The 12,468-nt window shown below is 36.8% G+C and carries 17 protein-coding genes; 7 read left to right on the top strand and 10 right to left on the bottom strand.

The features are described from left to right. Positions 1 to 14: 14 nt before the first annotated feature. The 5 genes from CYP28_RS03550 to hemB all read right to left on the bottom strand — a co-directional run bounded on the left by CYP28_RS03550 (position 15) and on the right by hemB (position 5,530). On the bottom strand, positions 15 to 1,688 hold the full coding sequence (locus CYP28_RS03550) for a TolC family outer membrane protein (RefSeq protein WP_103593111.1): 1,674 nt from the start codon (positions 1,686 to 1,688) through the stop codon (positions 15 to 17). Positions 1,689 to 1,803: 115 nt separating this feature from the next. After that, a complete protein-coding gene (gene hemN / locus CYP28_RS03545; protein WP_103593110.1) occupies positions 1,804 to 3,165 on the bottom strand; it encodes an oxygen-independent coproporphyrinogen III oxidase in 1,362 nt (453 codons plus the stop codon). After that, positions 3,158 to 3,643, bottom strand: a complete 486-nt coding sequence (locus tag CYP28_RS03540; RefSeq protein ID WP_103593109.1) for a DUF2603 domain-containing protein — start codon at positions 3,641 to 3,643, stop codon at positions 3,158 to 3,160. Before CYP28_RS03540 ends, hemN begins: the two co-directional genes overlap by 8 nt. Continuing rightward, positions 3,640 to 4,557 carry an ornithine carbamoyltransferase gene (gene argF / locus CYP28_RS03535; protein ID WP_103593108.1) on the bottom strand — a complete coding sequence of 306 codons (918 nt, stop codon included), beginning with the start codon at positions 4,555 to 4,557 and terminating at the stop codon, positions 3,640 to 3,642. Before argF ends, CYP28_RS03540 begins: the two co-directional genes overlap by 4 nt. A gap of 1 nt (position 4,558) precedes the next feature. Then, positions 4,559 to 5,530: a porphobilinogen synthase gene (gene hemB, locus CYP28_RS03530; protein ID WP_103593107.1), complete on the bottom strand. Its 972-nt coding sequence runs from the start codon at positions 5,528 to 5,530 to the stop codon at positions 4,559 to 4,561. Positions 5,531 to 5,598: 68 nt separating this feature from the next. On the opposite strand from hemB, the gene ribA reads away from it, so the two are divergent. From ribA to htpX, 5 genes are read left to right on the top strand one after another with little or no spacing between them, the layout of a single operon-like run. Then, complete coding sequence (ribA, locus tag CYP28_RS03525; RefSeq protein ID WP_012001491.1) at positions 5,599 to 6,162, top strand: GTP cyclohydrolase II; 564 nt, start codon at positions 5,599 to 5,601, stop codon at positions 6,160 to 6,162. After that, positions 6,162 to 6,728, top strand: a complete 567-nt coding sequence (gene rsmG, locus CYP28_RS03520) for a 16S rRNA (guanine(527)-N(7))-methyltransferase RsmG (RefSeq protein WP_103593106.1) — start codon at positions 6,162 to 6,164, stop codon at positions 6,726 to 6,728. Before ribA ends, rsmG begins: the two co-directional genes overlap by 1 nt. Continuing rightward, the gene (locus tag CYP28_RS03515; protein WP_084108385.1) at positions 6,725 to 6,919 is read left to right on the top strand and encodes a hypothetical protein; all 195 of its coding nucleotides are present in this window, start codon (positions 6,725 to 6,727) and stop codon (positions 6,917 to 6,919) included. Before rsmG ends, CYP28_RS03515 begins: the two co-directional genes overlap by 4 nt. Next, entirely contained in the window at positions 6,916 to 7,302 is a 387-nt protein-coding gene (locus CYP28_RS03510; protein ID WP_103593105.1) for a hypothetical protein, read from the top strand. The genes CYP28_RS03515 and CYP28_RS03510 overlap by 4 nt, the downstream gene beginning before the upstream one ends. Next, positions 7,289 to 8,158: a zinc metalloprotease HtpX gene (gene htpX, locus CYP28_RS03505; protein WP_103593104.1), complete on the top strand. Its 870-nt coding sequence runs from the start codon at positions 7,289 to 7,291 to the stop codon at positions 8,156 to 8,158. Before CYP28_RS03510 ends, htpX begins: the two co-directional genes overlap by 14 nt. Positions 8,159 to 8,394: 236 nt before the next feature. Here the strand turns inward: htpX and CYP28_RS03500 are convergent, their stop codons facing one another. The 5 genes from CYP28_RS03500 to CYP28_RS03480 are packed head-to-tail and all read right to left on the bottom strand — an operon-like array spanning position 8,395 to position 11,441. Next, entirely contained in the window at positions 8,395 to 8,796 is a 402-nt protein-coding gene (locus CYP28_RS03500; protein ID WP_103593103.1) for a flagellar protein FlaH, read from the bottom strand. Next, positions 8,787 to 9,218 carry a peptide deformylase gene (locus CYP28_RS03495; protein ID WP_103593102.1) on the bottom strand — a complete coding sequence of 144 codons (432 nt, stop codon included), beginning with the start codon at positions 9,216 to 9,218 and terminating at the stop codon, positions 8,787 to 8,789. Before CYP28_RS03495 ends, CYP28_RS03500 begins: the two co-directional genes overlap by 10 nt. 9 nt (positions 9,219 to 9,227) lie before the next feature. Beyond that, positions 9,228 to 10,241 carry an alanine racemase gene (locus tag CYP28_RS03490; RefSeq protein WP_103593101.1) on the bottom strand — a complete coding sequence of 338 codons (1,014 nt, stop codon included), beginning with the start codon at positions 10,239 to 10,241 and terminating at the stop codon, positions 9,228 to 9,230. After that, positions 10,234 to 10,473: a CmeU family protein gene (gene cmeU, locus CYP28_RS03485; protein WP_087576821.1), complete on the bottom strand. Its 240-nt coding sequence runs from the start codon at positions 10,471 to 10,473 to the stop codon at positions 10,234 to 10,236. Before cmeU ends, CYP28_RS03490 begins: the two co-directional genes overlap by 8 nt. Before the next feature lie 2 nt (positions 10,474 to 10,475). Beyond that, the gene (locus CYP28_RS03480) at positions 10,476 to 11,441 is read right to left on the bottom strand and encodes a L,D-transpeptidase family protein (protein WP_103593100.1); all 966 of its coding nucleotides are present in this window, start codon (positions 11,439 to 11,441) and stop codon (positions 10,476 to 10,478) included. 137 nt (positions 11,442 to 11,578) lie between these two features. Between CYP28_RS03480 and CYP28_RS03475 the strand changes: the two genes are divergently transcribed. Continuing rightward, positions 11,579 to 12,001 (top strand): copper chaperone PCu(A)C, encoded by a 423-nt coding sequence (locus CYP28_RS03475; RefSeq protein ID WP_103593099.1) that lies wholly within the window; start codon positions 11,579 to 11,581, stop codon positions 11,999 to 12,001. 71 nt (positions 12,002 to 12,072) lie between these two features. Next, a complete protein-coding gene (locus CYP28_RS03470) occupies positions 12,073 to 12,468 on the top strand; it encodes a hypothetical protein (protein ID WP_021090968.1) in 396 nt (131 codons plus the stop codon).

The raw sequence follows: 12,468 nt of genomic DNA, 5'->3' as shown, positions 1-12,468 counted from the left end.
TACTTTTTACATTTTTATCTTAAATCGTTTTGAATGCTGCAAGCACCTTGAATGTATCTCTTTGCAAAACCTGGTTCAAAGCTATCTGAGATCATTCCCATATTATCTAACAGTCTGTATCTTGCATAAGATAGTGCTGTCTCAGTTGTAGCGATCTCTTTTAATGCAGAGTTGTATTCATTTTCAGCATCAAGTAAGTTTATAAGATCACGACGACCAATTCTAAATTCATCCTGATAAGCATCAAGCGTAGCTTTAGCATATTCAACGTGTTGATTTAGATATCCTATTTTTTCTTGATTAAGAACATAATTTTGCCATGAAAATTCCAAAGACTCTTTAAGCTCTCTTACAAGATTATCTAAAGTTTGTTGCTCTTGTTGAACAGCAAGTTGGCTTTTTTCTTTATCTAGTTTATCATTACCTTTATTGTAAAGGTTATAGTTTAGTCTTAAAAGTGCGTCAAATGTTTGTTCTTCATAATTGTCATATAAAACATTTGAATGATCATACGCACCAGATACAACAAGATCTAATTTTGGTAAGAAAGGCGCATTTTTCTCTTTTACAACTGATTCTGCCATAGCAATATTTGATTTTTGAACCAAAAGTGACGGATTGCAAAGAATAGCTTTGTTATAAACAGCCTCTTTTGTGCTAGGCAAAGGAAGGCTAAACTCAGGCATTACTAAATTTTTAGCTGCAACTTTTTTTCCATATAATTTCTCAAATGTAGAAAGTGCATCTTCATAGTTATTTTTAGCGGCTGTATAGTTTGATTGAGCTAGAGTATAGCGCGATCCAGCTTGTCTCTCTTCGGAAGCTACGCCATAACCTGATCTTGCTCTATCTTTAATTTGGCTATAAATTTCCTCATGACTCTTTACGTTTTCTTCTTCAATGTCTAAAATTCTTTTAGTTTGAAGAACTTGTAAGTAAGCATTTGTAGCATTTAATGTAAGTCTATCTGCAGCTTGTGCTACTGAATAAGCAGCTGAATCAAGCCTTGCACTTTGAGAATTTATTCTATTTTTATCAGCACCACCATTGTATAGATTTTCAACCAAAGTTAGAGATGTACCAGAAATTCTTCCATCTCCTCTTCTTGTAGAAACTCCATCATCAAGGCGTTTTTTCTCATATCCCACTCTAGCAGCAGCGTCAAGTGTTGGATAATAGGCATTTTTTGCTATTTTTAGATCTTTACCAACTTGTAGATAGTTAAATTCTGTAGCTTTTAAACTTGGGTTTTCATTTAAAATAGTCTTTATAACTTGATCTAAAGTCAAAACTCCATCATCAACTTGTGCTACTGGTTTTACTTCAGTTGATATAGCTTGTTCTATATTAGATTTTTTTGTTGTTTGAGCATCAGCTACAGGTGCTTTTGCTCTCATTAAAGCATCTTTATATCCTGACTCATTTTGAACTTTAGTCAATAATTCATTAGCTTCATTTTCAGAAACTGGAACTGTGTCAACATATAAAAATTTTCGTCCACCAACCTCATAGATACCTGTAGTTAGTCTGCTATCAGAAATTTTGCTATTGACTTTATTAACAGCACTATCAATTCTAGCCTGATTATCATCTTGTGCAAATGAAGCCAGGAAAATCCTATAAGAGACATCTTGAGCAGACAGCAATGTTGCTGCAGCCAAAGCACTAATTGCTAACATCTTTTTCATAACTAAGATCCTTTTACCTTATTTTATTATTAAGTCTATACTTAAATTTTGATACGAATTATACACCAAGAAATATTAAATGCATTTTAAATATCTTATGACAAAAAAATAATTTTTATATAGTTTTAGAAAAACGCCTTAAATTCTCGGGAATTTTCTTTAGATATTCATCAAAACACATTGCAATATTTCGTATTATCAATGTTCCAGTTTCATTTACGCTGATCTTATCTGCTGTAACATTGACAAATTCATTTAAATTTTTAAGCTCCGCAAGCTCTTCCTTAAAGTGTTCAAAGAAATTTATATTAAATTCATCCTCAACTGCCTTGATATTAAGTCCAAAATTACTCATTAGATTCATAATCACATTCTTTCTAAGCAGGTCTTCATCACTTAGATAAATTCCCTTTGCATATGGCAGCTTTCCGCTATCAATTGCTTTTTCGTACTCATCCATATCTTTATGATTTTGTGCGTAGTGTCTTTTGCATTCGCCTATGCTGGTCACTCCAATACCAATCAAGTCAGCGCCACCTTTTGTTGTGTAACCCTGAAAATTTCTATGCAAAGTACCATTTGCCAAAGCACCAAAAAGTTCATCATTTGGCTTTGCAAAATGATCCATTCCGATCATTTTATAGCCATTTTTAGTTAAAAACTCAGCTGTAAATTTCAAAATCTCAAGCTTTACTTCAGGATCTGGCAATGTTGTCTCATCAAATTTACGCATTGATTTTTTTATCCATGGCACATGAGCATAGTTAAAGACTGCAAGCCTGTCAGGATCAAGTGTGAGGGCTAGCTCAAGTGTCTTTTTAAAACTATCTAGACTTTGATACGGTAGGCCATAGATCAGGTCCATATTGATTGATTTTATACCCTTTTGCCTAGCCATTTTTACAGCATTTTGAGTGATCTCATAGGGCTGAATTCTATGAATTTCTTTTTGCACTTTCTCATCAAAGTCCTGCACACCGTAGCTTATGCGGTTAAAGCCATGAGATATGAGCACATCAAGTTGCTCATTTGTCAAAAATCTAGGGTCTATCTCGCAGCTGATCTCAGCCTCTTTTGAGAAATTTTTAAATTTAGCTTTGATAAGTTTGATGATCTCATCAAGTTGTTCGGCATTATAAAATGTTGGTGTGCCGCCACCAAAGTGCATCTGTAAGACCTCAGCGCTAGTATCCAGGTGGCGAGCTAAAATTTCAAGCTCTTTTTCTATATATCTTATATATTTCTCTTTGCGATCCTCTTTGCTCGTGTAAATGACATTACAGCCACAAAAATAACAAGCACTTCTGCAAAATGGCAAGTGTAAATAAAGCGAAAGCGGTCGATTCAAATCACGATTTTCAAGCTCTTTTATATAAGCTTCATAGCTAAATTTATCACTAAACTCTGGTGCTGTCGGATAGCTAGTATATCTTGGCCCTGGCCTTGAATACTTCACATAAGCACTAAAATCAATCATCTGCCCTACTCCTTGCCATTTGAATCACCTCTTTTATGTCTACAAATAAATTTGGGTGCTCTTTTTTGATATTTTTTACCAGTTTGTCAAGATCAATATTAAATTGTCTACTTTTTTTATTGCTTGCGATCTTTTTTATCTCATCCATAGCAACTACCCAAACATCACTAAAATCAACCGGAATGTTTTGCCAGATCGTCTTTTCGAGCCTTAGATCAAAATTTTCTTTTTGCGACTCTTTTAAGGCCTCAATCAAAGCAGAAAGCGATTTTACAGAGATTACTGTGTGTAAATTTTGATTTTCGTCAATGCCAAACCACGGCTCTTTTGAGTCCCAAGAGCCACTTTTTAAATTTAAAATATGCTCATTTGGATTTTTGGTTGAAACTATCTCAAAGATCGTTTTTTCAGGGCTACTCAGCCCAAGGTTACTACCGATCTCATCTATCTCATCATATATATTTTTCTCTTTGCTCATCTTCTTCTCTCATCCAGCCAGACCATCACGCCTTTTTGGGCATGAAGTCTATTTTCCGCCTCGCTAAAAATTTCATCTGCGTGTCTCTCAAAGACTGCCTCGCTCACCTCGTAGCCTCTATAAGCTGGCAAGCAGTGCAAAAATATCGCATCTTTTTTAGCTAAACTCATCAAATTTTCATCCACGCAGTATCCAGCAAAGTCTTTTAGCCTCTTTTCTTTCTCGGCCTCTTGCCCCATCGATACCCAAGTGTCCGTAGTCACTACATCGGCACCATTTACCGCTTCTTTTATATCATTTGTGATAAAAATTTTAGCACCTGAAATTTTTGCGTTTTCATTAGCTATTTTTAAAATTTCAGCATCCACTTCGTAGCCTTTTGGCGTAGCAACTCTTAGCTCAAGGCCAAGTTTGCTTGCTAGTATGAGCCACGAGTGAGTCATGTTGTTGCCGTCCCCTACGTACGCGACCTTCTCGCCTGCGCTAAATTCAAGCATAGTTAGATAGTCTGCCATTAGCTGCACTGGGTGAAATTTATCACTTAGTCCGTTTATCACTGGCACGCTTGAAAATTTAACAAATTCTTCTAGCGTCTCATGCTTATCGACCCTTAGCATAGCCATGTCGCACATCCTGCTTATAACTCTAGCGGTGTCACGTATAGGCTCGCCGCGGCCTATTTGTATATCATTTTTACTTAAAAATAGCGCATATCCGCCAAGCTCATGCATGCCCACATCAAAGCTCACTCTAGTTCTAGTTGAGCTTTTTTCAAATATCATCGCAAGCTTTTGGTCTTTGAGATATGGCTTAAATTCTCTAGCCTTCGCCTCTTTTTTGATCTTGCGGGCTAAATTTATCATCTGCTCGATTTCATCTTTGCTAAAGTCATTTAGCGTCAAAAAGTGCCTCATCTTAGCCCCTTAAAATTTCAGCCGCTTCTTTTGCGTGATAGGTGATGATCAAATTTGCCCCTGCTCTTTTAAAGCCGATCAAAGTCTCCATCATAACGCGCTCGTAGTCGATGATGCCAGCTTTTGCGCCAGCTTTTAGCAGTGCGTACTCGCCACTTACGTTATAGACGCAAAGTGGCAGAAGTGTCAAATTTCTAAGCTCTCTAACGACGTCAAGATAGGCAAGCGCTGGCTTTACCATTAAGATATCAGCGCCTTGCGCCTCGTCCTGCAAGCTCTCGTTGATCGCCTCCAAGCGGTTTGCGCTATCCATTTGGTAGCTCTTTCTATCGCCAAAGCTTGGTGCGCTTTGCGCCACGTCACGAAATGGTCCGTAGTAGGCTGAGGCAAATTTAGTCGAGTATGCCATCACTGGTAAATTCTCAAAGCCATTGCTATCAAGCGTCTCTCTTAGCGTTGCGATGATGCCATCCATCATACCGCTTGGTGCGATCATATCGGCGCCATTTTGAGCGTGTATCAAGGCTTGTTTGGCTGAAATTTCAAGTGTTGCGTCGTTGTCTATCGTGTTATGTACGTGATCGATTATACCGCAGTGGCCGTGGTCTGTGTATTCACAAAAGCAAAGATCAGTGACGACTACTAAATTTGGGAATTTATCTTTTATGGCTCTAAGCGCAGTTGCGATAATGCCGTCATTACTTAGTGCGTCGCTGCCAACGCTATCTTTTAGGCTTGGTATGCCAAATAAAATGATCGATTTTATGCCTAAATTTACTATCTCTTCACACTCTTTTAAAATTTCATCGATACTCATTTGATAAACGCCTGGCATCGAAGCGATCTCGTTTTTAACGCCTTTGCCCTCAACTACAAAGAGTGGATAAATGAAGTCATTTACGCTAAGGCTAGTCTCTCGCACCATGTCTCTCAAAGCTGGATTTATTCTTAATCTTCTAAAACGTTTAAACATATTTTTGCCTTTTCTTTGTTAAAATGCGTGATTTTTAGCTAGTTTAGCACAGTTGGAGTAAATTTAAAATGAAAATAGAAATTTCAAACGCTGCAAATCTACCTTCAAGATTTGGCACTTATAAGGTTCAAGCCTTCAAAGAAGGGGCAAAAGAGCACCTCGTGATCTACAAAGAGCCTCTAAGCGAAGTGGTAAATCTTAGAATTCACTCCGAATGCCTAACTGGCGATGCGATCGGGAGCCTAAAGTGCGACTGCCGCGACCAGCTTGAAGCGAGCCTAAAATATATCGAAGAAAATGGCGGCATGGTCATCTACTTACGTCAAGAAGGCAGAAATATCGGGCTTTTAAACAAGATAAACGCTTATAGCCTCCAAGACAAGGGCTTTGATACGATAGAAGCCAATCACCAGCTAGGTTTTAAGGCCGATGAGAGGACTTATGAAGTGGTTGATTTTATCCTAAATCACTACGGCATAAAAGAGGTAAATTTACTCACAAATAACCCTTTAAAGCTTCACGGACTAAGCTCAGTAAAGATCGTAAAACGCGTGCCTATCGTCATCAAACCAAATAAATTTAACGAAGGCTACTTAAAGGTCAAAAAAGAGCAAATGGGGCACATCTTGTGATGAAAAATGAGCTCTGCTTGCCAGCTGAATTTAACGAAAAAGTAAAGGCTTACGCTCAAATTTTTGCTAAATTTAACAAAGTTCATAGCTTAAGCAACTATAAAGATATAAGCGAGCAGGTGCTTGATAGCATAAAGCCGCTTGAAATTTTTGACCTAAGTGCCAAAACGGCGATCGATGTTGGTAGTGGGGCCGGCTTTCCAGCGATATTTTTAGCGCTTGCGATGCCGCAAACGAAGTGGCACCTTTTTGAGCCGATAGCCAAAAAGTCATCATTTCTAAGCTATGCTAAGATCGAGCTTGGCTTGCAAAATTTAGAAGTTCATAGCCAAAAGATCGAGCTTGCAGATAAATTTATAGCTGATCTCATCACCTCAAGAGCACTTAGCAAGACAAAAGATCTTATAAAAATTTGCGATGGATTTTATGATGAAAATACTAAATTTCTCATCTACAAGGGCTCAAGCGTTATGGATGAAATTTCAGGCATCAACGCGCAAATTTATAATGAAAGAAATAGAAACTACATATATTTTAATCTCAAAAAACATGGAGAAAAACATTGAAATACTTGCTTTTTGTAGCGATTTTGGTTGCGATTTACATCATATTTTTTAAAAATAGAAAAAATAGCGACAAGATAAGCACCAGCAACTTCGAAGAGTGCAGCAAATGCGGTGTCTTTAGCGACATCGATCAAATGGTGCTAAGAGACGGAAAATACATCTGCAAAGAGTGCATAAAGGGTGAGAGATGAAAATTTTAGGCGATGAGCTGATAAAATTTGAGCCATTATATCTTTGCAAAAGCGAAGATGAAATTTCAAACGGCAGGCAAAATCTCTTTAAATTTGATAGAAATTTGATAAAAAGGGCGTTAGAAACTGGAGCAAGCTTTAGCGTTTTTGTGACGAATGCAAATGAAGCCATTATCGCAAACGCGGCTGGAGCAAAATTTATTATCGCAGATATTGACATTGCAAAAGATCTAGCAAAGATAGCTGAGAGTTATCTATTTGACGCACTTATAGCTGTTTTGATAGAGAGTGAAGCAAGCCTTTGCGAGCTTGCGAAATTTGCGATCGATGCTGCGATCTTGCCAAATGCTATAAAAAATAAGGACAAAGATGGAAATTTTTAAAACTGCTTTTTTAATGGTTGCTTTAATGCTGATTTTTATCGCTGTTGGCGGATATATTGGAGGTGAGCATGGCATGATGATCGCCTTTTTGATAGCGGCTGGCACAAATATCTTTTCATATTTTTTTAGTGATACTATAGTGCTTAAAAGATATAACGCTATCCCAGTTGATGAGAGTAACGCTCACGGGCTTTACGAGATCGTGTCTCGCCTCACACAAAAGGCAAATTTGCCTATGCCAAAAATTTACATCATACCAGAAGAGGTACCAAATGCTTTTGCCACAGGCAGAAACCCAAGCCACGCAGCTGTCGCGGTCACCGAGGGACTTTTAAAAATTTTAAATGAAAACGAGATCGAGGGCGTGCTAGCTCACGAGCTAAGCCACGTAAGGCATTACGACATCCTAACTGGTTCAATTGCTGCCATACTAGCTGGTGCTATCGCAATGCTTGCAAATTTTGCTAAGATTGGTGGTATTGCTGGGCAGAGTGGCAGTTCAAGAAGAGGTGGCGGTAATGCCATCGTTATGCTAGCACTTGCTATACTCATGCCAATAGCTGCTACAATCATCCAAATGGCGATCTCAAGGGAGCGCGAGTACAAGGCGGACAAAGGCGCAGCCTATCTAACAGGACACCCAGAGTGGCTTGCAAGTGCTCTAAGAAAGCTTGAGAGCTACTCAAATTCTTACGTTATGCAAAACGCAAGCGAACAAAGTGCTCATATGTTTATCGTAAATCCATTTGGCTCGCTAACTAACAAGCTTGGCGTACTTTTTAGAACGCACCCAAACACTAGCGATAGGATCGCTGAGCTTGAAAGACTTGAGCAAGAAATAAAAAGAGGCATGTAAAAATTTAGTCCTTAGTAAAATTTGGGCTAAATTTCTTCTTTTTACCACCTTTTTGGCTTTAAATATAGATATTTACAAGAAATTTTAAATTTTATGAGCGAGTAATTTCGGATTTGATTTTAGTGGCAAGCTTTTCGAGACTTAAAATCAGTAGCAGATTCTTGTGAGTAAATAAAATTTTAAAATTTGAAAAAGATCAAATTTACAACCAAAAAATCGAAATTTAACCCCAAATTTCACTGCAATTTCTTGCAGTCACGATCTTCTATAGTGTACTCAAAGATCAGCTCACCATTTTCTGAATAAAAAAGCTCATCCAATGTAACACCGATGCTTAGCATATTTAAGATCTCTTTATCTTTGCAAGCAGTTCGCAAATTCTCTTTTTTGATAGCTTCGATAAATTCCAAAAGTTCTTTCTCTTCAAGCCTTTTGATCTCTTGCTTTCTTACGTGTTTGATGGCATATCTATAAATGAGCGTGTTGCCAACATTTAAAATATCATTAAGCGTCAGTGTTGGCGTGCAGATAAATGGGAGCTTTTTTTTGTAGTAAGTTGCGTGATTTTTCGCTGCCATATCTGGCGTAAGAGCCAGGGCAAGCGAGTAAAAAAACAGTAAAAAAATGACTACTCGCAACTACTTTTATCCAAATTTATATCAAAAAAATGCCTACCCTCAAAGCCGTAACTACCACTTAGAGTGATGCCACGATTTAGCACAGCTCTTGCCATACCTGAGTTGCAAAGCGCATCTTTTCCATTTTTATAAAACTCATCTTTTAAAGCTAAAATTTGAGCTTTGTTGTAGCCTTTTATCCTCTTTGTCTTGGTCTCGTTTAAAACAAACTCACCATGTATGTTTAACCCGATGCTACTCACATCTTTTAGTGTGATCATCTCATCAACCCTACTTGGTAAATTTGGCTTTGCGGTTTGGACGATAAAAGCTGGGATCTGCTTAGTGTCAAGCTGATTTAGTATCTGCTCATAAACTTTAAACTCGCTCTCTTGCACACCAAAAGCAAGGCTAGCAAGGGCTAATAAAACAATCTTTTTCACATATTGCCTTTATATAAATTTTCTAGTAATGTTTGGCGAGAGTTTTACTAAAATGTCATAACTTATCGTATCAAAAAAATTTGCCCAAATATTTACATCATCAAAGACACAGACCCACTCGCCGCTATCTTTACAACTAAAGCTATCCATAGAAATTTTGCCCAGTATTGGCTCGTTATTGGCAAGTCTTAGCTCGCCACATCCATTGTATCTTAGCAATCCATCACCATATCCAAGATCATAAGTGGCTACATTTATATCTTCTTTTGCGCTAAATTTAGCACCATATCCAACACCTTGACCACTTTTTAAAATGCGCCTGCTAACTCTTCTTGCCCATAGCGAAAGTACTGGCTTTAATCCCAAACTATCACCAAACTGAGCATATCCATACTGAGCGATGCCAACACGCACCATATCATCATCGATTTTGCTTGCTCTTTCAAGCGCAGCTGAGTTGTGAGAGTGAAAGATCGGTTTTTTTATACCAAACTCATCGCAAAGAGCCAAAATTTTCTCTTTTGCAGCCCTAAAATTTTCCCTTTGCACAAAATAATCAGCATTTAGCTCATCACTTGCACGAAAATGTGTATAAGCTCCAAGAAGCTCTAAATTCCTTCTTGTTAAAATTTCAAAGGCGTAATCAAGCTCGCTTATATCAAGCCCATTTCTATGCATACCAGTGTCAATTGCAAGATTGATTTTTGAGCCATCTTTTATCTTCAAAAGTGCCTCTGTATCATTTATCGCATAGATAAATTTACTACTTTCATTTCCGGTTGGGATATGTGAGAGAATGAGAATATTTTCAAATATGTCAGAAATTTCATCTGCCTCGAACTCGCTTTTTACAGCACAAATTTCTATACCAAATTTTTTAGCTTCATTTGCAATAAGCCTTGCGCCATGGCCATAAGCATTGTCTTTTAATACAACTATTACTTTCTCTTTGCCACCAGCTTTAGCACAAATTTGAGTGAGGTTATGAATATATGAAGCTTTATTCAGACGTATTTCAGACATTAAAATTCACATTAAAAGCAGTATAAACATCCGGTAAAAGTTTTCTTACGTTATAATCAAATGCATAAAATTTAGCGTAAATTTCTTTCAGATCAGCCTCTTTTACTTTGCTAAAATCAAAAACATCAGTGCCATTTTTCTTTGGAACTTGGCGGTCAAGCTCAGCAAAAAAAGCAGCTCTTGCCTCTAAAATTTTTTCGATTTTTTCTTTTACTTCTTGAGATTTTTCCACTTTTACTCCTCTATAAAAATTTTCATATCATCGTTATAAAGCTTCACATAAAGCGTCTTTTGCCCAGCAAATTTATGTGTATCTGAAACATAATCCTCATAAAAACTCACACGAAAAAGCCTATCGTTTTTAAGATTTGGATAAGGCGTGATGAGAAAATTTGAAAAACTAATGCGTTTTTTCTCTTTTTTAGAAAAAATAGCCCGCTTCATACTTTTAAATTTTTCCAAGCTCATACCATCGTATCGCTCAAAGTTTTTATCGTAAAATTTAAGATAGTTTTCAATGTCGCTCTCGCTCCATGTCTTTTTCCAGCCCAAAAGTCCAGAAATGATCACTGCAATATCTTTTGCACTAGCTTCTGGACGCTTATCTTCATAAATAAATGCAAGTGTTTTTTTGTGATCCACTACATCATCAAATTTCATCAAAGTATCATTTTGCATGGCCACGCAGCCTTTTGTTTTTAGCTCATCTGTCCTTTGACCATCAAGTGGATAGCCATGTATCCAAATGCCACCGCCATTTCGCTTTGCAAGTTTGTCAAGCAAATTTGGATACGAAAGCGAAAATGCAAGCGGGCCAAGATATCTATCATTTGGGGTAAATCTACGTGTAAGCTGATACACTCCAACCGGTGTTTTTAGATCGCCTTCAAGAAGCTTATCGCCATTTTTGCCAACTATAACACTTGAGTTAAAAAGCTTTTTTGTAATGCCACCATTATAAGAGATCACTTCAAGCTTCTTTTTAGTTTTATCAACTACACTTAGAAGTATCTCATTGTCATAATATCCATATCTTACATCCTTGCCTTCAAGCTTTTTTAGCCAGTAATCCTTACTTAAAATATTTTTTTCGATGGCGTCAATAACAGCAGCTGAGCCATTTTTTAAGTAAATTTCTTCGTAATTTTGGGCAAAAAGACAAGGCGATAACGCGATGAAGAAAAATATAATTTTTTTCAAGTGAAATATCCCAAAAAGTAAAATTTAGTCCGTAATTATATCCTAAAAAATTTATATTTTTAGATTTTAAAGGTAAATTAAGTAGTTCTAAATGTATAATGTGAAAACCATTATTAATTTTATCACAAAGGAAAAATATGAAGAAATTCGTTTTTGGTGCGATGCTTGCAGCTTCTGCTCTTATGGCGGCTGATATCAGCCTAGAAAATGTTAGAGCTAGAGATACAAAACCTGGCACAAACAATAGTGCAATTTTTATGGATATAAAAAATGCTTCAAATTCTGATGTAAAGCTTATTGGTGCTCATTCAAGCGTTTGCAAAAGTACAGAAATTCATACACACAAAATGAATGATGGTATGATGGCTATGGTTCAAATCGAAGATGCAGTGATCCCAAAAAATGGCGAAACAAAACTAGCTCCTGGCGGTTTACACATTATGCTTATGGATCTAAATAAACCATTAAAAGATGGTGATAAAGTTGATTTAGAGCTAAAATTTAGCAATGGCGAGAGCATAAAGCTTGATAATATTGGAGTAACTAAAAACTTTAAATAATGAAAAAAATCATAATTATTTTTTCATTTATCTTTATTGTTTTAGGTGCTTTTTCTATAGGCTATAAGCTTATGACAACAAGCAAGGAAGATCCGCCTGAATTTGCCGATGTAAACACATCGCTAGATCCTTTAAAATGTGATCTAAACAATAAATCTTGTGAGATGGAATTTAAAGGCGTAAAGCTAAAAATAGATATCTCGCCAAGACCTATTTATGCTATGAGGCCTTTTAGCTTTAAAATAATTAACGGTAAAAATTTAGGGCTAAAAAATCCTAGTCTTGAGATAGACGGCATAAATATGAATATGGGATCGATCAAAGCAAGACTTGAGCCAAGAGGCGATAACTTAACTGCTCAAGTAGTACTAAGTGCTTGTGTTGTCGAGCTTATGAGATATAGATTTAAAGTGCTTGATGACGAAAAAGAAACTGGTTTTTTTGTAGATCTTGATCTAAAATTATAG

The sequence above is a fragment of the Campylobacter concisus genome (assembly GCF_002914195.1).
Lineage (GTDB): Bacteria > Campylobacterota > Campylobacteria > Campylobacterales > Campylobacteraceae > Campylobacter_A > Campylobacter_A concisus_M.
Note: the sequence above shows the minus strand (reverse complement) of the source record. Positions and strands in the feature narration are given on the sequence as shown.